Raw genomic sequence first — 16,975 nt, 5'->3', positions numbered from 1 at the left:
GACCAGACGACGCACCTTGCTCGCACTTCTCGCCGTGCCGGTCGTCGGCGCGGTCGCCACGACCGTCATCGTCACCACCACCGCCGGCGCCGAGCAGGCCGACACCGCCGGGCAGCTGCAGGCCGAGGCGTGGAACGCCCAGTCCGGCGCCAGGACCGAGAGCACCGGCGACACCGGCGGCGGCAAGAACGTCGGCTGGCTCGCCAACGGGGACTGGATGCGCTACGACGGCGTGGACCTCGGCGGCACGGGCTCCCTGACCGCCAGCGTCCGGGTCGCCGCGGCCAGCCGGGCCGGTGGCACCGTCGAGCTGCGCGCCGGCACGCAGACCGGTGAGCTGCTCGCCAGCTACCCGGTGAACTACACCGGCGGCTGGCAGACGTGGACCACGAAGACCGCCGTCAGCCCGACCGCGCTGACCGGCAAGCAGACGGTCTTCGTCGTGCTCAAGAGCGACCAGCAGAGCGACTTCATCAACATCAACTGGCTGCAGTTCAAGCGGACGCCGACGGCGACGGTCCCCGGCTCGCCGACCGGCGGCACCACCACCACGCCGCCGACCGCGCCCACGACCAGGCCGCCGACCAGCGCGCCGCCGGCGCCGCAGACCGGCTGGCCGACCGTCGACCCGGCGAAGCAGGCCGCGGACACCGCCGCGTTCTTCGCCCGCAAGCCGAAGCCGGTCACCAACAACCCGGTGAAGGTCCCCGAGTTCAACGCGCAGTGCGCGGTGAGCCACCACAACAACGACGACCCGATCGTCTTCCCCGGCCTGACCGGCGCCGCGCACAACCACACGTTCTTCGGCAACAAGACCACCGACGCGGCCTCGACCACCGAGAGCCTGCTGGCGGGCAACACGACCTGCAACCCGACCGGCGACCACTCGGCGTACTGGATCCCGACGCTGTACCAGAACGGCAAGGTCGTCGACCCGAAGGGCGCGGTCACCGTCTACTACGGCTCGCGGCTCAAGGACCCGAGCAAGACGCAGCCCTTCCCGACCGGCCTGCGGATGATCGCCGGCGACGCGAAGACCCAGACGGACACGCCCGACAAGCAGGGCAACCACTTCTGGTGCGCGGGCATCGGCGGCGCCACCGGCCGAACGCCGGACGGCGAGTACCCGGTCTGCGCCCCGACGGCCGAGCTGGTCCGCCAGATCACGTTCCCCGACTGCTGGGACGGCGTGCACCTGGACAGCCCGAACCACAAGGACCACATGGCCAACGGCGACTACACCGGCGCCTGCCCGAAGTCGCACCCGGTGCCGATCCCGTCGGTGTCGTTCGTCATCGCGTACCCGCTGAACACCAACACCACCGGGATCACGCTCTCGTCGGGCAACGGCTACTCGATGCACGCGGACTTCTTCAACGCGTGGGAGCCGGAGGAGCTGGCCCGGCGGGTCCGGGACTGCCTCGACCAGGGCTACAAGTGCAACTCGGCGGGCAACTTCTAGCCGGGCGCGCAGGAGCTCGGAATGGCCACCCGCCGCCACGGGTGGCCATTCCGCTGTTCAGGGATGCCGGGTCTACAGCCGGGTTTCACAGCCGGCTGCCAACCTCGGCGGACCGTGTGCACAGGGATAGGGCCGAGAGTTGCTTCCAGCGGCCCTCCGGGAGCGGGCCGACCGAGACCGGGAGCGACATGATGACCAGCACCGAGCAGCCCACCCCCGTCTGGGCCACCCCTGTCGACAACACGCCTGTGCCGGACATGACGGCCCCGGCCTACCAGGGCCAGGCTCCGGCCGCGGTCATCGAGGGGCCACCCGCACAGCGCCCGGCGGCCAGGTCGTCGCGGCTCAAGACGGCGATCGTCGGGGCGGTCGCGGCGCTCGTCATCGGCGGCGGCGGGTTCGCGGTGATCAGGGCGTCCGAGGACAGCGCGGCGCCGGCGAGCCAGCAGGCCGGCGCGCAGAGCGGTCAGGGAGCGCAGGGGGCGCAGGACGGTCAGGGGGTCCAAGGGGCGCAGGGCGGCGCACCGGACGGCGGTCAGGGTGGGCGCGGCGCGATGGGCGGCGGGATGGGGCGGGGTGCCGGTGGGCTCGCCGGTGTCATGTACGGCGACTTCGTCGCCTCCGACAGCAACGGCGGCTACGTCACCAGGCGGATGCAGACCGGAACGGTCACCGCGGTGAGCGCCACGTCGATCACCGCGAAGAGCGCCGACGGCCACGCGACCACGTTCGCGGTGACGTCGGCGACGACGGTCAGCGGTGGAGGCACGATCGGCGACGTGCAGGTCGGCGACACCGTGACCGTGGTCGGCACGGTCACGGGCGACACCGCGAGCGCCACCGCGATCACCGCCACCGTTCCTGCGGGGAACTGAGGAACATCGGGGGGATCAGGCGTCGGCCAGGGCGCGGGTGCACAGCGTGCGGGCCCACTGGATGCGGTCCAGGGCCACCTCGGGGCGGTCGCCGAAGACCTCGGCGGCGCGGGCGTAGCACTCGTCGGGACCGAGCTGATCGAGGGTCCGGTCGACGGTGTCGCGGACGGTCGCGTCGTCCAGGTCCGCGTGGTTGGGAGTGTCGGAGACGAACAGGGCCATGCACAGGACCGGGTCGACGAGGCAGGTCGTCATGGTGGCTCACCTCTCGGAGAGGTCGTTGTTGTCCTGTCCACCGTCGCTCGGGTGAGGGGGCGGGGCATCTGCGCCAGCATGCGTCCGGGGCTGCGGGTTTCCGGACCCGGAGATACCGGCTGGCAGCCACCGGCATCTCAACTGGCCTCACCCTTCACGGACTCGTCCCTCAGGGGAATTCTGCAGGACAATGTGGTGCCGTGACCGGGCCGGCTGGCGATGTGCATCGTGCCGCCGAGCGCGGCGATCCGGTCACCGAGGCCGATCAGGCCGGTGCCCAGGTGCGGGTCGGCGCCGCCGGCGCCGTCGTCCTCGATCGAGAACTCCAGCGCGCCGCCGTCGAGGTCGTCGGCGACGGACCCGCGGACGGAGATCAGCGTGGGGTGGGCGTGCCGGATCGCGTTGGTGAGCGCTTCGGCGATCACGTAGTACGCGCCGATCTCGATCTTCGTGTCGATCCGCGTGGGCAGGTCGAGCCGGACCTCCACCGGCACCGGCGACCGGCGCCCCAGCGACTTGACCGCCGGCACCAGCCCGCCGTCGGACAGGATCGACGGGTGGATGCCGCGGGCGAGCTCGCGCAGCTCGTCGATCGCCTCGGCCAGGTCGGTGCCGATGCGCGACAGCCGCTCCCGCAGCTCGCCGCCGGCCTGCGCCTCGGTCGCCCGCAGCTGCAGCAGCAGCGCGATCAGCCGCTGCTGGGTGCCGTCGTGCAGGTCGCGTTCGATCCGGCGGCGGCCCTCGTCGGTCGCGGCGACGACCCTGGCCCGCGAGGCGGTCAGATCGGCGCGGGCCTGCGAGCTGGCGATCGAGCTGGCGACCAGGTCGGTGAACTCGGCGGCGCGGGCGGCGTCGTGCTGCAGCAGCGGCCGGGCGCTGGTCGACAGGGCCTTCAGCACGCCCCAGGTGCGGCCGGCGACGAGGACCGGCGCACCGATCGCGGAGCGGATCGAGAGGTCGCCGAACTCCCGGGCGAGGAAGCCCGCGTTCGGGGGTCTCTCGATGTGGACCGGCTTGCCCGAGTGCAGCACCCGCCCGGCCACGCCCTCACGATCCAGGATGACCTTGCCCGGCGAGATGCGGTGCGCGGCGTCGGCGCTCCAGGTCGCCACGACGGTGCCATCGCCGTCGGGTTCGAAGCGGACCAGGGCGGTGGCGTCGGCGCCGAAGAGCTTGCCGGCCTCCTCGGTCACGGCGCCGAACACGGCCACCGCCGGCCGGCCCTTGGCCGCGACGGTCGCCACCCGGCGCAGTGCCGCCTGTTCGGCGGCCACCGAGCTGAGCGTGGTGCGGCTGCGTCGCAGGGCGCCGACCATCGAGTTGAACGTGCGCTGCATGCTGCCGATCTCGACCGCCCCGTCGGTGGCGACCCGGACGTTCAGGTCGCCGCGGGCGACTTCGTCGGCCGCCGAGACGAGCCGGCGCAGTGGCCGCACCACCATCACGGCGAGGGAGCGGGTCAGGATCGCGACGCCGAACATGGCGGTGGTGAAGCCGCCGATGCCCGCGACGAGGGCCCGCCGCCCGGCGAGCATCGACTCACGGCGGCTCTGCTCGACGGTGCGGCGCTGGGCGGCGGCGAAGTCGTCGAACTCCTGGCGCAGCGCGGAGATCTGCCGCTGCCCCTGAAGGACCGATGTGGGGCTGATGTTCTTCGGCACGGCGCCCTCCTCCAGGGCGATGGAAGGGTCGGCGTAGTCGTCGAGATAGTCGGTGATGTCCAGGTTGAGCACGGCGACGCGGGCGGTCTGCACGCGGTCGCCGGCGACGGTCGCGGCCAGCTCCTGCTGCTGTGACGGGATCTGCTCCTGAGCGGCCTTCCACGGCACGAGCACCGCGGGGTCACGGGTGAGCGCGAAGCCGCGGCGGCCGGCCTCGACGTCCAGCAGGAGCCGCTCGAGGGTGGTGGCGGCGGAGACCGATCGCTCGGCCCGGGTGACTGCGAGGACGGATTCGCGCAGCTGGTAGACGGACAGGAGGATGGCGGCGAACGCCGTGCTGATCAGCAGTGTGAACAGCGCGCAGGTGACCCCTAGGCGGAGCGTCAACCCCCCGTGCATGGGGTGTCCTTACCCCCTTACGCGGGGATATGTTGGATTTGATGACATCTGTGGTGGTCGCTGACGATGACGTGCTGCTCCGAGAGGGCCTCGCCAGCCTGCTCGACCGTCATGGGTACACCGTGGCCGGAGTTGCCGACGACGGATCGCACCTGCTGCGGCTGGTCGAGGAGGTCAGGCCCGACCTCGCGGTGGTGGACATCCGTATGCCCCCGACACACACCAACGAGGGGCTGGCCGCGGCGCGGGAGATCAGGAGCCGGTTCCCGTCGGTGGCGATCCTCGTGCTGTCGGCGTTCGTCGAGGTGGAGCACGCGATCGAGCTGCTGGCCAGTGGCGAGCGGATCGGGTACCTGCTGAAGACCCGGATCACCGACGTCGAGGAGTTCCTGGAGACGCTGCACCGGGTGCAGGACGGCGGGACCGTGGTCGACCCGGCGGTGGTGCAGGAGCTCGTCGCGGCGCACCGGCGGCGGGACCCGCTCGACGTGCTGAGCCCTCGGGAGCGGGAGGTGCTCGCGCTGATGGCGGAGGGCCGGTCCAACGCGGGGGTGGCGAAGCAGCTGTGGGTCACCGAGGGCACCGTCGAGAAGCACGTCAGGTCGATCCTGACCAAGCTCGACCTGCCGGAGACCGACGAGACCCACCGCCGGGTCCTGGCGGTGCTCACGTTCCTTGAAGCCGCGTCAGCAGGCACTTGATCGCCGCGGCGGACAGGTGCTCCTTCGGCAGGAAGCCGATCGCCCGGCTGTCCGCGAGCAGGTCGGCCACCTCTTCCGCGGAGAACGCCGACACCATGATGACGGGGCTCTCCTCGATCCGGGCGGCGAGGTCGAACCCGCTCTCCGCCCCGAGGCCGACGTCCACCAGCACGACGTCCGGCCGCTGCGCGTCGATGGCCTGCAGCGCCCCCCGGCTGTCCGCCGCGTCCCCGACCACGGCGATCCCCTGCGCGGTCAGCAGACGTTTGGCTCCCGCGCGAAAGCGCTCCGAGTCGTCGACGATGACGCAGCGGATCGTCATACCTTGAACGGTGCCAGCCCAGCCGCCCGCTGACCTTACGGCTAGCCGGAAAGACCGGATGTCACCACCACGCCTACCACCCCGGGTCCGGCGGTGCGGCCGATCGCCATGAGCCCGGCCGCCACTTTTTCCGGCCCCCGGATGCGGGCCGGGCGAGGCGCCGGAGCGCCCCGCCCGGTGTCGAAGCGGAAGCTAGACGGTCACGAGATCAGCCGCCGGCTCCGCCGCGGCGGGGCGGCGAGTGGTGCGCAGCGCCGCCAGGCCGGCGAGGGCCAGGCCGAAGGCCGCCCAGCCGAGCAGGACCCAGACGTGCCCGGCGGCGGCGTGGCCGTCGAAGAAGGCGGTGCTGCGCAGCAGGGAGCCGGCCGCCCCCGGCGGGAGGAACTGGCCCAGGGCGCCCCAGCCCGACGGCAGCATCTCCGGGGCGCTGGTCAGCCCCGACAGCGGGTTTCCCAGCAGCATCATGGTCGCCGCGCCGAGGCCCAGGCCGGCCGGGCCGAGCAGGGACTCCAGGCCGAGGATGGTCAGGGCGGTGGCGGCGATGCCGAGGGCGACGGCGCCGGCGTTGAGCCAGTAGGAGCCCTCGACCGAGCCGAGCCAGAACTGCAGGATGCCGACGAGCGCGAGCCCACCGGTGACCGAGAAGGCGAGCGCGCCCGCGAGGCGCCGGCCGGCGCCGACGACGAGGGTGGTGAGCAGGCCCGCGGCCGCGATCCCGCCGAGGACGAGCGGGAGCGCGCCGGCGGCCAGGCCGGCGCCGCGCTGGTCGTCGGCGGGCAGCGGGACCAGGTCGCGGACCGGGACCGCCGGCTCGGTGGCGCCGAGCGCCTGGGCGACCTGCTGGAGGGCCTGGGCGACGGACGGGCTGGCGGCCGAGGCGATGATCAGCTGCGGCCGGCCGGTGGAGAGGTCGATGGCGCCGTAGACGTCGCGGTCGAGGATCAGCCGCTCCGCGGCGGCGGTGTCGCCGACGACGGTCACGTCGAAGGTTCCGGGGCGCTTCGCCGCCAGCTGCTGGGTGACCTGCGCGGTGGCGGCGGCCGGGCCGGCGACGGCGATCGGGATGTCGTGCACGCTGGAGCGGCTCGCGGGCCAGGCGAACGCGATCATCATGACGCTGAGCAGCGCGGTGAGCAGGAGCACGAGCGCGCCGACGCGGGGCCAGGCCGACGGTGGTGCGGCGGTGGTTGCCATCGGAAGTCTCCTAAAAAGAACGTTCGTTCGCGTACAACGAGCATGCGCCGCCCCGTGGGACGCGTCAAGAACGAACGTTCGCTTTGGCGGCGTGGTGTACGACACTCCACGTCGCCTTCGGCAGCGTGAACGCGAACCTGGTGCCGCCGCCGGGGTTGTCCACGGCCACGATCTGGCCCCCGTGCCGCTCCACGATCCGCTTGCAGATCGCCAGGCCGAGGCCCGTGCCGGCGTAACCGGCGGAGCGGTGCGCCCGGTGGAAGTTGTTGAAGATCGCCTCGTGCTGCCCGGCGGGGATGCCGATGCCGTTGTCGGCGATCTCGACCCGGACCAGCTCCGCGTCGACGCGCTCCGAGCCGATCTCGATCCGCGGCACGACGCCCGGCGCGGTGTACTTCACCGCGTTGCCGACCAGGTTGTCGACGAGCTGGCGCAGCAGCACCGGGTCGGCGTGCACGTCGTGCAGCCGGCCGAGGACGAACTGCGGCGCGGCCGCGGCGCCCGCCGCCGCCAGGTCCGCGCGGGCCATGGTCACGTCCGCGACGAGGTCCCGCAGCGGGACGTCGACGGGCGCGATGACGGCGTTGCGGGTGGTGGTGTACGCGAGAAGGTCGTTGATCAGGTGCCGCATGCGGCCGGAGGCACGCACGATCCGGCTGAGGCTGTCGATGGCATCGTGTCGCTCGGCCGATTCGGGCATGCCGCGCAGCGTGTCGTCGAGGTTCTCGGCCCAGCCGTCGATCGTGGTCAGCGGGTTCAGCAGGTCGTGCGCGACGACCCCGGCGAAGGACGCCAGCTCGTCGCGCTGCCGGCGCTCGGCCGTGACGTCGTGGAAGACGACCACCACACCGTCGTCGCCGTGCAGGCGGCGCGCGCTGACGCTCACGATCCGCCCGTCGGGGACGCCGCTGTTGCGCACCAGCAGCTCCACGTTGCGCACGTCCTCGCCGGCGAGGGCGCGGGTGTGCGCCATCTCCTCCTGCGGCAGCCGGGTGCCGTCGGGGAGGAAGAGGCCGTAGTGGTCCGGGTCGGCGATGGCGGCGGTGCCGCTGGTCACCCCGCCGAGCAGGGCGACCGCGGCCGGGTTGCGCATGACCCAGCTGCCGTCGGCCCGGATCACGGCGAGGCCGTCGCTCATCGAGTCGACGATCGTGGTCAGCAGGCCGGCCTGCGCCGCCGCGGCCCGGCCGGTCTCGGTCAGCCGGTCCAGCAGCTCGGCGCGCTCGTCGCGGCCCAGCGCGATCGACAGCCCGACGATCGCGACCATGCCGACGAAGGCCTGCGCGACCAGCGCCCGCGTCTGGTGCGACGCGATCGTGGCGAACGGACCGTCGCCGTGCAGCGTGAACAGCACGGCGAGGGTGCCCAGGCACAGGTCGTGCAGGACGACGAACGTGGTGTGCAGCCGCAGCGCCGCCCAGACGGTGACGGCGAGCAGCGGAAACGCCAGCGGCAGGCCGTGGTTGAGGGCGAAGCCGACGACGTACGCGCTGATCGAGCACACGACCAGCGCGAGGTACTCGGCGAGCCGCACCGGCGCGATCCGCCTGAGGCGGATGCCGTTGCGCCAGTGGTGACCGACCCGGAGCCCGACGGCCAGGATGAGCAGGATGCTCACCGTGTTGCGGGTGAGCCAGACGGCCGCGTCCATCCAGGAGAAGTGGCCCGAGACGAGCCAGACCGCGGTCGGCCCGATCGTGGCGCCGGCGAGCGCGCCGGCGCCGGTCGCGACCAGTATCCGCCAGAGGTCGGTGGAGCGGGCGAGCGGCTCGTCCCCGCCGGCGCCCCACAGCCGCGGGCTGAGCCGCGCGTGCACCCGCAGGAACACGGCGACCTGGACGAGGTTGGCGACGAAGAACCACAGTGCGAGGACGAGCGGCGCGCCGGTCGCCACGTTGGCCACCACGGTGATGACCCCGAGCATCACCGGGTCGGCCCAGCGCAGCCGCGCCCTGCGCTGCATGGAGAACCACAGGACGGTGACGCCGGCGGCCGGCCACACGAGGCTGAGGCTCGTGCCGTCCATGATGGTGAGCCGCCCGGCGAACGTGGCGAGGAGGCAGAGCAGGGACCAGGCCGCGGTCCGCGCGAGCGAGCCCGTCATCCGGGCACCAGCACCATGTCGAGCGCGGTGCGCAGGCTCTCGCTGGTGAAGGGTTTGCGCAGGTACAGCGCGCCGGTGTCGCGGACCCGGGCCACCACCGTGCCGTCCCACAGCACGGTGAGGAACATGGCGGGCAGGTCGGCGCGCTGCCGGCGGAGCAGGTGCAGCAGCTCGATGCCGTCCATGCCGGGCAGGTCGACGTCGAGGATCGCCGCCTCGGGCAACCCGTGCGTGGCGACCGCATCGAGTGCCTCGGCGCCGGTGCCGGCCGCGAGGACCTCGTGCCCGTCGGCGCGCAGGCGCTTGACGATCAGCTCGAGGACGTCCTGCTCGTCGTCCACGACGAGAATCCGTGCCATGTCGGCCCCCTGCCTGTCCTCCTGATGATCGACAGGCGGGGGGCCGATGTTCAGCGTTTCGTGGGAACGACGTCCTGCAGGTGGCGGCCGTTGACCGAGGACCGGCGGCCGGCGTCGACCTCGCGCTTCCAGGTGCGCACGTAGTTGGACGCGGTCAGCCGCTCCACGTCGTTGAGCTCGAGGAGGTCCCCGACGAACGAGGTCAGGGCCATCGTGTCGCGGGGGTCGTTGTCCGGGACGTGCTCGTGCAGGGCCGCGTGCACCTGACTGCGCAGGGACCCCTCCCGGATCGACCTGGTCGGCGTCAGCGTGGGCTCCTCGGCGATGTCGACGGTGGTCGTCACCTTGGACTGGCCGCGGGGGCGCCGGGGCGTCGGCGGCGGGAGGATCTCGGCGATCTCGCCGCGCCACTCACCCAGCGGCGAGGCGGCGGGCTCCCGCGGCTCAGCCGCGGGAACGGGCGTGGGAGCTTCAGGCGCCTCGGCGACCACCCCGGGCGCCTCGGGCAGGGTCAGCTGCTCCTCTGCGGGCTCCTCGGCGGGCTCCTTGACCAGGGCCTCCGTGAGCGCGGGGCGCCGCGCGGGCTCGTCGACGACCGAGATCACCCGGGCGTCCGACGCGAGGCGGGCCGGGGCCAGGTCGGCGGCGATGAGCGCGGTGAGCCCGTCGTAGTCGGCGCCGTCGGCGAGCCGCACGGCGATCTCGTCCAGGTCGTAGACGGCGACCGCGATGTCCGCCGTCGTCGGGTCGACCGCGGCGCGGATCTTGCGGTGCAGCACCTTGGCGATCGCCTTGGTGCGCACCTCCTTGCGCTTCTCCGCGCGGGCCGCGGCCAGGGACGTGTAGAGGCCGAGCCGGTCGTCGGCCTTCGCCAGGTTCTTCGCGCGCAGGGTCATCCAGGGGTGCCGGATCCAGTGGCCGACCACCTCGTACGCCGGCGTCGTGGGCGGCAGGTCGCCGGTGGCCCGCAGCCGGTCGCGGCGCTGGTTCTCGGTGTGCATCAGCCACACCAGGTAGCCCAGCGCGGACATGCCCGCGAAGAAGCCGGCGAGCAGCTTGTTCTCGTGCGCCAGCCAATTGAAGGCGACCGCGAAGCCGGCGATGGCGGCGGACAGCACCCGCGAGGCCGTCGCCCGCTCGCCGAGCCGGCGCCGCACGTCGGCGTTGGCCAGGACCACGATGCCGCCCAGCTCGAGCGCGCCGACGGCCGGGACGGCCCACAGCAGCGGGATGCCGAGCGCTTCGACCGCCCCGGACACCTGCCCGGCGAGGGCGACCAGCAGCACCACGAAGTAGAACAGCTGCCGCATGTATGACGTGCGCCGGACCGTGCGCTGCAGGTCGGCGTCGAGTTCGACGATTCCGGGTCGTGAGGTGCGGTGGGCGTCCGGTGCGGTCACCGGTTTCTCCTGTCATCCGTTGCCGGCAGCGGGTAGCCCCGCGCCGCGAGGAACTCGGCCAGCGCGAGGTCCACGGAGCTCTGCACCGTGGTGTTGTGGTCCTCGACGAAGCGCTGCAGGGCCTGCTCGATCTCGACCCTGACCCGGGTGTTGAGCTGCACCCGCTCGGACCGGGCGCGCTGCGGCGGCATCGCCACCGCGTTGTCTGTCAGTTCCAACCCACACTCCTGCTAGCCGTTTGCTAGCGGGGACGCTAGCAAAGGACGCGTCGATATCCTCAATCGACGCGCCGACCCCGCAGGGCGACCCCGGTGAGTAAGGCACACGTCACTCCACCGGCCCCGGCGATGATCAGCGTCGCCGGGGCGCCGGCGGCGTCGATCAGCAGGCCGCCGGCCACGTAGGACAGCGCGGCGGCGGCCCCGACGGCGCCGTACAGGTTGGCGAAGACCCGCCCGAGCAGCGCGTCCGGCACGAGCCGCTGCAGCAGCGTGTTGCAGCCCACGTCGATCGCGGCGATGCCGAGCCCGCGCGCGGCCTGCATCGCGAACACCACCGCGGCGGCCCCCGCGACGTGCGCGAGCGCGCCGGTGAGGAGGTTGCCGGCGGCGCTGACCGCGAGGCCGGCGGCGAAGAGCACGGTCATCCGCGCCCGGCCGGCGCGCCCCGAGAGCAGCGCGTAGCCGGCGGTGAGGCCGAAGCCGACCGCGCCGAGCAGCAGCGCCGCCACGGAGTCGCCTGCCCGCAGGTCGTCCTTGGCGAGCACGACGAGGGCGACGTCGTCGACGCCCGTACACAGGACGACGGCGCAGAAGCCGAGCGCGACGACCCGGACCGTCCGGTGCCGGGCCAGATACCCCAGACCGGTCCGGGCGCCTTTCCACAGCGACTCGGCGTCCAGCACGGACGGCCGGATCCGCGGCAGCCCGGTCAGCAGGGCCGCCGAGACCACGAACGACGCCGCGTCGGCGGCGAGCACGCCGCGGGTGCCGAGCCACGGCAGCAGGGCGGCGGCGAGCAGCGGCCCGGCGAGCTCGGCGACGTTGGTGACCAGGCCGAGCCGGGCGTTGCCGGCGGCGAGCCCTTCGGCCGGCACCAGCGACGGCACCGCCGCCCGCGACGCCGACTGGAAGACCTGACCGGCGACCGCCCGGGCGGCGACGAGCGCCAGCAGCAGCCACAGCGACGGCAGGAGCAGCGCGATGGCGGCGACCACCAGCGCCTGGGCGAGCTCGCAGCCGATCATCAGCCGGCGCCGGTCGAACCGGTCGGCGAGCGCCCCCGCGAACGGCGCGACGAGCGACGGCACGAAGTCCCCGGCGAGCAGCAGCGCGGCGACCGCGAGCCCCTGACCCGTCGCGCCGGCGACGTGCAGCATCAATGCGACCATGCTGAGGGTGTCGCCTGCGTACGAGATGCCGCGCGCCCCGAGAAGGACACCCAGACCCCTCGGGGTTGTCTCGGGGTCGCTCCCTGATGCGTCTCTTATCCGCGCGGCCATAGCGTCATCCACATGACCGAGTGGCTCGAACCGCTGTACAGCCTGCCCGCCGCCCTGCTGGGGCTGGCGCTGGGGCTCGTCATGCTGCTCGACTCCATCCCGCTGCTCGGCATCCTGATCCCGGCCGACGTCGCCATCCTCACCACGGCCGGCGCGGCCGACCCGGTCAGCAGCCTCGGCTGGATCATCGCAGGCTGCCTCGCCGGCTGGTCACTGAGTTTCCTGGCCGGCTGGGCCTTCGGCCAGCGGCTGCGCGAGGGCCGGTTCGGCCGCTGGATCGGCGAGGCGCGCTGGGCGAAGGCCGACCACGTGGTGCGCACCGGCGGCAGCCGCATCCTGGTGACCGCGCCGTTCCTGCCGTTCCTCAACACGCTGGTGCCGCTCGCGGCCGGCGGGCTGCGGATGCCGTACCTGCGGTTCCTGCGCTCCGCCGCGCTCGGCTCCGCGCTGTGGGGCGGGCTCTACGTCGGGCTGGGCGTGCTCGCGACCCGGCTGTCGGGGCTGCTCCCCACGGGCAACCTGACCACGGTCGCGACCATCGGCTTCGGCCTCACGTTCGGCTGGGTGGCGCTCTTCACGACCCGCCGTATAGCTACGGTCAGTAACTGATCGGACGCGTTTCTCGGTCCTGTGCTTCCGGGTGACAGTCGGTAATCTGACGGCTGACCAGCCCCCGGAAGGGACTCCGTTGCGCAAGCGCATCATCGCCTCGCTCCTCGCGGCGCTCATCGTGGTCGGCGGCTGGGCGGTGCCGGCCGGCGCGGCGCCCGGCGACCCGACGGCCGCCCCCGACGAGGGCAGCGCCAACATGACCCTCGGTGAGCTGCTGGACAAGGCCAACGGCGAGTTCCTGGACGCCCAGGGCATCCTGGAGGTCTCCAAGCAGCGCCAGGCGGAGCTCACCACGAAGGTCGCCGCCATGCAGGGCGAGCTGGACGTGATCCTCGCCGAGGTCAACATCATCGCCGGCGCCGCCTACCGCAGCGGCGGCATCCGCACCACCGCGGCGCTGATCCAGAGCGAATCGACCGAGTCCTTCATCGAGCGCACGATGATGGTCAACACCGTCGCCCGGTACAACGACCGGAAGATCGGGCAGCTGACGAAGCTGCAGAAGGAGCTCGGCGAGGCGAAGAAGGCCGTCGACGCGGAGGTCGCGCAGCAGCAGGCGCAGACCGACATCATGGCCAAGAAGAAGAAGGACGCCGAGGCGGCGCTGGTGAAGATGGGCGGCCGGGCCAACGGCTACGTCAACGCCAACTCACCGCTGGCGACCCCGGCCCCGCGCAACGCCAACGGCTCGTGGCCGAAAGAGAACTGCATCATCGACGACCCGACCACGACCGGCTGCATCACCCCCCGGATGATCCACGCGGTGAAGGAGGCCCAGAAGGCCGGCTTCACGCGCTACTACTCGTGCTTCCGGCCCTCCGGACCGTATGAGCATCCGAAGGGCCGGGCCTGCGACTTCGCCGCCCAGTCGGGCGGCTTCGGCGGGGTGGCCAGCGGCGGCGACAAGACCTACGGCACCAACCTCGCCGCCTACTTCGTCAAGAACGCGAGCGCGCTCGGGGTGCTCTACGTGATCTGGTTCCGCCAGGTGTGGACGCCGGCCGCCGGCTGGCACTCGTACAGCGGCGGCAACGGCGACCCGTCCAGCGACCACACCAACCACGTGCACCTGTCGATGATCTGACCGCCTACAGGGGCAGCCGCCAGCCGAAGGGGTCCTCCTCGGTGCCGCGCTGGATCCCGACGAGCGTGTCGCGGATCTTCGCGGTGAAGGGGCCCTCGACCGCGCCGGCGATGGCGAACTCGCCGTCGGCGGTGCGGGCCGTGCCGATCGAGCTGATGACGACGCCGGTGCCACTGGCGAAGGTCTCCTTCAGCCGGCCGGAGCGGGCGTCGTCGCGCCACTCGTCGAGGCTGTACGGGCGCTCGGTGACCGTGTAGCCCAGGTGGGCGGCGAGGCGCAGCACCGAGTCGCGGGTGACGCCCGGCAGGATCGAGCCGTTGAGCGGCGGGGTCACCAGCTCGCCGTCGTAGACGAAGAACAGGTTGTTGCTGCCCGCCTCCTCGATGTACCGGCGCTCGACCGAGTCGAGGAACACCACCTGGTCACAGCCGGCCTCCTGGGCCTGCGCCTGCGCGCGGAGGCTGGCGGCGTAGTTGGCGGCGGTCTTCACCGCGCCGGTGCCGCCGGGCGCGGCCCGCGAGTACTCCTGCGAGACCCACATCGTGACGGGCTTCGCGCCGCCGGCGAAGTAGGCGCCGGCCGGCGAGGCGATGACGGCGTACAGGTACTCCGACGACGGCCGGACCCCGAGGAACGGGTCGGTCGCGATCATGAACGGGCGCAGGTAGAGGCTCTGCCCCTCGCTCGTCGGCACCCAGTCGCGGTCCGCCTCGACGAGCACCCGCAGCGACCGCAGGAAGAGCTCCTCGGGCAGCCGCGGCATCGCCAGGCGCTCCGCCGTGACGTTGAGCCGGCGGGCGTTGGCGTCCGGGCGGAAGAACGCGACGCCGCCGCCGGGCTGGGCGTAGACCTTGAGACCCTCGAAGATCTCCTGCCCGTAGTGCAGGGCGGCGGTCGCCGGCGAGAGCGCGAGCGGGCCGAACGGCTCCAGCTTCGCGTCATACCAGCCCTTCGTGTCGGCATACCGCACGGTGACCATGTGATCGGTGAAGACGCGACCGAAACCGGGGTCGCTCATCAGGGCGGCGCGCTCCGCGGCAGAACGGCGGGTGGCGGCGACGGTGGCGAATTCGAGCATCCCGCGACTGTATTCGCTCACTGAACGATGCCTAAGCTCCTTCCCGGGGACTGGGCGGTAGCTTCCGCGGCGGTGATTCAGCGGCGGTGGTTCAGCGGCGGTGGTTCAGCGGCGGTCGATTCAGAATAGGTCCTTCGGGGGCAGGGGCGACTGGGTGGCGACGTCGTCGGTCACCACGCGGGCGCCGGCGACGAGACGGTCCAGGTCGTCGCCGTGGACGAGCCGGGCCGGGAACGCGTCCCCGGCGCCCGCCCGGGCGAAGCAGGCGACGGGGAGCGGGGCCGCCGACGCGGCCAGCACGACGTTGCCGAAGCGGCGGCCGCGCAGCACGGCCGGCTCGGCGAGCAGGCACACGTCGGCGAAGAGCCGGCGCAGCGTCGCGACCTGGCCGCGCGCGAACGCCAGGCCGGTGCCGTCGGCGAGGTTCGCGGCGTACACGCCGCCGGGGCGCAGCAGCCGGGCCGCGGCGGTGACGAACTCCAGCGACGCCAGGTGCGCCGGCACCCGGGCGCCCCGGTAGACGTCGGTGATGACCAGGTCGAAGCGGCCACCCGACATGGACTCCACGGCGGCCCGGGCGTCCATGGCGCGGACCCGGATGTCGGCGCCGCGCGGCAGCGGCAGCTCCCGCCGCACCAGGTCGATCAGCGCCGCGTCGAGCTCGACGACCCGCTGCGAGGAGCCGGGCCTGGTCGCGGCGACGTAACGGGCCATCGTCAGCGCGCCGCCGCCGAGGTGCAGCACCGACAGCGGGGTGCGCGCGGGCGCGATCCCGTCGACGATCGAGGCGAGGCGGCGCATGTACTCGAAGTCCAGCCGGCTCGGGTCGTCGAGGTCGACGGCCGACTGCGGGTAGCCGTCGACCAGCAGCGTCCACCGGCCCGGCCGCCCGTCGTCGGGGAGCAGCTCGGCGACACCGCCGTCGATTTCACTGACGATGCCGGACCCACGCTTCTGACGACCCATGGATCACACCGTAGTTACAGTTCACGAGAAGAATTTTTGTCATCGGGTGTTGTTCAATGTCGCCTTTAGGACGAACATCGTCCCGTTGGTGCCCGAACGACACTCCTCACGCGGAGGCGCGATGCAAGTACCCGCCGCATTCGAATACGCGAAAGCGACGACGGTGAGCCAGACCCTCGAACTGCTGTCCCAGTGGGGCGAGGACGCCCGGGTCATCGCCGGCGGTCACAGCCTGATCCCGATGATGAAGCTCCGACTGGCCCGGCCGACCGCGCTGATCGACATCAACGACGTCAGCGAGCTGTCCTACATCCGGGTCGAGGGCGGCGAGCTGCGGATCGGTGCGCTGACCCGGCACGCCGAGCTGCTCGACTCCGCGCTCGTCGAGGAGCACTACCGAATCTTCCGCGACGCGGAGCGGGTGATCGCCGACCCGATCGTGCGCAACCGCGGCACCGTCGGCGGGTCGCTGTGCCAGGCGGACCCGGCCGAGGACCTCTCCGCCGCGTTCGCCGCCGTCGACGCCTCGGTCGTCATCCACGGTCCGCGGGGGTCGCGCACCGTGAAGCTGACCGAGTTCCACGTCGGGCCCTACGAGACGGTCGTCGAGGCCGGCGAGCTGCTCACCGAGGTGCGCGTGCCGATCCGCCCGGGTGGCGGCTCCGCGTACACGAAGGTCGAGCGCCGCGTCGGTGACTGGGCGGTCGCCGCGGCCGGCGCCGCGATCTGGACCGACGCCGCGGGCACCGTCAGCAACGTCGGCATCGGCCTGGCCGCCGTGGGCGCCGAGCACTTCCGGGCCGCGGAGGCCGAGGCGTACCTCGTCGGCAAGCCCGCCACGGAGGAGAGCTTCGCCGAGGCGGGGCGCATCGCCGCCGAGCACAGCAACCCGGTCGCCGACCAGCGCGGACCGGTCGACTACAAGCGCCACCTCGCGGGGGAGCTGACCGTGCGCGCGCTGCGCGCCGCGGCCGCCCGCGCGCGTGGGCAGGAGGCCTGATC

17 protein-coding genes are annotated in these 16,975 nt (G+C 72.7%); 6 read left to right on the top strand and 11 right to left on the bottom strand.

Translation table 11 applies throughout. The annotated features are described in order from the left end of the window. The first annotated feature begins 16 nt into the window (after positions 1–16). Together ACQEVZ_RS29645 and ACQEVZ_RS29640 are read left to right on the top strand one after the other, a co-directional pair. Complete coding sequence (locus tag ACQEVZ_RS29645; RefSeq protein ID WP_433372435.1) at positions 17–1,462, top strand: DUF1996 domain-containing protein; 1,446 nt, start codon at positions 17–19, stop codon at positions 1,460–1,462. A gap of 188 nt (positions 1,463–1,650) precedes the next feature. After that, complete coding sequence (locus ACQEVZ_RS29640; protein ID WP_433372432.1) at positions 1,651–2,337, top strand: hypothetical protein; 687 nt, start codon at positions 1,651–1,653, stop codon at positions 2,335–2,337. Positions 2,338–2,352: 15 nt separating this feature from the next. On the opposite strand, the gene ACQEVZ_RS29635 is transcribed toward ACQEVZ_RS29640, so the two are convergent. Next, positions 2,353–2,592: a hypothetical protein gene (locus ACQEVZ_RS29635; RefSeq protein ID WP_344501373.1), complete on the bottom strand. Its 240-nt coding sequence runs from the start codon at positions 2,590–2,592 to the stop codon at positions 2,353–2,355. Between the two features lie 137 nt (positions 2,593–2,729). Further along, positions 2,730–4,652 carry a CHASE3 domain-containing protein gene (locus ACQEVZ_RS29630; RefSeq protein WP_433372429.1) on the bottom strand — a complete coding sequence of 641 codons (1,923 nt, stop codon included), beginning with the start codon at positions 4,650–4,652 and terminating at the stop codon, positions 2,730–2,732. A gap of 41 nt (positions 4,653–4,693) precedes the next feature. Between ACQEVZ_RS29630 and ACQEVZ_RS29625 the strand changes: the two genes are divergently transcribed. Next, positions 4,694–5,353: a response regulator transcription factor gene (locus tag ACQEVZ_RS29625; RefSeq protein ID WP_344501371.1), complete on the top strand. Its 660-nt coding sequence runs from the start codon at positions 4,694–4,696 to the stop codon at positions 5,351–5,353. Here ACQEVZ_RS29625 and ACQEVZ_RS29620 read toward each other — a convergent pair. The 7 genes from ACQEVZ_RS29620 to ACQEVZ_RS29590 form a co-directional block, all read right to left on the bottom strand. Next, positions 5,319–5,675, bottom strand: a complete 357-nt coding sequence (locus ACQEVZ_RS29620; RefSeq protein WP_344501370.1) for a response regulator — start codon at positions 5,673–5,675, stop codon at positions 5,319–5,321. The two genes, ACQEVZ_RS29625 and ACQEVZ_RS29620, sit on opposite strands and share 35 nt — an antisense overlap. Positions 5,676–5,867: 192 nt before the next feature. Beyond that, positions 5,868–6,869: a hypothetical protein gene (locus ACQEVZ_RS29615; protein WP_433372425.1), complete on the bottom strand. Its 1,002-nt coding sequence runs from the start codon at positions 6,867–6,869 to the stop codon at positions 5,868–5,870. A gap of 64 nt (positions 6,870–6,933) precedes the next feature. Further along, positions 6,934–8,973 carry an ATP-binding protein gene (locus tag ACQEVZ_RS29610; RefSeq protein WP_433372422.1) on the bottom strand — a complete coding sequence of 680 codons (2,040 nt, stop codon included), beginning with the start codon at positions 8,971–8,973 and terminating at the stop codon, positions 6,934–6,936. Then, complete coding sequence (locus ACQEVZ_RS29605; RefSeq protein WP_344501367.1) at positions 8,970–9,332, bottom strand: response regulator transcription factor; 363 nt, start codon at positions 9,330–9,332, stop codon at positions 8,970–8,972. Before ACQEVZ_RS29605 ends, ACQEVZ_RS29610 begins: the two co-directional genes overlap by 4 nt. Before the next feature lie 50 nt (positions 9,333–9,382). Then, positions 9,383–10,732, bottom strand: coding sequence for a hypothetical protein (locus ACQEVZ_RS29600; protein ID WP_433372418.1), 1,350 nt, complete (start codon positions 10,730–10,732; stop codon positions 9,383–9,385). Beyond that, positions 10,729–10,950 (bottom strand): hypothetical protein, encoded by a 222-nt coding sequence (locus ACQEVZ_RS29595; protein ID WP_344501365.1) that lies wholly within the window; start codon positions 10,948–10,950, stop codon positions 10,729–10,731. Before ACQEVZ_RS29595 ends, ACQEVZ_RS29600 begins: the two co-directional genes overlap by 4 nt. 59 nt (positions 10,951–11,009) lie before the next feature. Then, positions 11,010–12,233, bottom strand: coding sequence for an MFS transporter (locus tag ACQEVZ_RS29590; RefSeq protein ID WP_433372414.1), 1,224 nt, complete (start codon positions 12,231–12,233; stop codon positions 11,010–11,012). A gap of 12 nt (positions 12,234–12,245) precedes the next feature. Between ACQEVZ_RS29590 and ACQEVZ_RS29585 the strand changes: the two genes are divergently transcribed. Then, positions 12,246–12,842: a DedA family protein gene (locus tag ACQEVZ_RS29585; protein WP_433372411.1), complete on the top strand. Its 597-nt coding sequence runs from the start codon at positions 12,246–12,248 to the stop codon at positions 12,840–12,842. A gap of 79 nt (positions 12,843–12,921) precedes the next feature. After that, positions 12,922–13,929 (top strand): coiled-coil domain-containing protein, encoded by a 1,008-nt coding sequence (locus ACQEVZ_RS29580; protein ID WP_354899791.1) that lies wholly within the window; start codon positions 12,922–12,924, stop codon positions 13,927–13,929. A gap of 4 nt (positions 13,930–13,933) precedes the next feature. Here ACQEVZ_RS29580 and ACQEVZ_RS29575 read toward each other — a convergent pair whose 3' ends face one another. Both ACQEVZ_RS29575 and ACQEVZ_RS29570 read right to left on the bottom strand, forming a co-directional pair. Further along, positions 13,934–15,007 carry a branched-chain amino acid aminotransferase gene (locus ACQEVZ_RS29575; RefSeq protein ID WP_344501361.1) on the bottom strand — a complete coding sequence of 358 codons (1,074 nt, stop codon included), beginning with the start codon at positions 15,005–15,007 and terminating at the stop codon, positions 13,934–13,936. Positions 15,008–15,127: 120 nt separating this feature from the next. Then, positions 15,128–15,973, bottom strand: coding sequence for a spermidine synthase (locus ACQEVZ_RS29570; protein ID WP_433372406.1), 846 nt, complete (start codon positions 15,971–15,973; stop codon positions 15,128–15,130). A gap of 121 nt (positions 15,974–16,094) precedes the next feature. On the opposite strand from ACQEVZ_RS29570, the gene ACQEVZ_RS29565 reads away from it, so the two are divergent. After that, the gene (locus ACQEVZ_RS29565) at positions 16,095–16,973 is read left to right on the top strand and encodes an FAD binding domain-containing protein (protein WP_433372403.1); all 879 of its coding nucleotides are present in this window, start codon (positions 16,095–16,097) and stop codon (positions 16,971–16,973) included. The last annotated feature ends 2 nt before the right edge of the window (positions 16,974–16,975 follow it).

The sequence above is a fragment of the Dactylosporangium sp. CA-152071 genome, assembly GCF_050936335.1.
Classification (GTDB): Bacteria; Actinomycetota; Actinomycetes; order Mycobacteriales; family Micromonosporaceae; genus Dactylosporangium; species Dactylosporangium maewongense.
The sequence above is the reverse complement of the archived record's forward strand: the minus strand, read 5'-3'. Positions and strand labels throughout refer to the sequence as shown.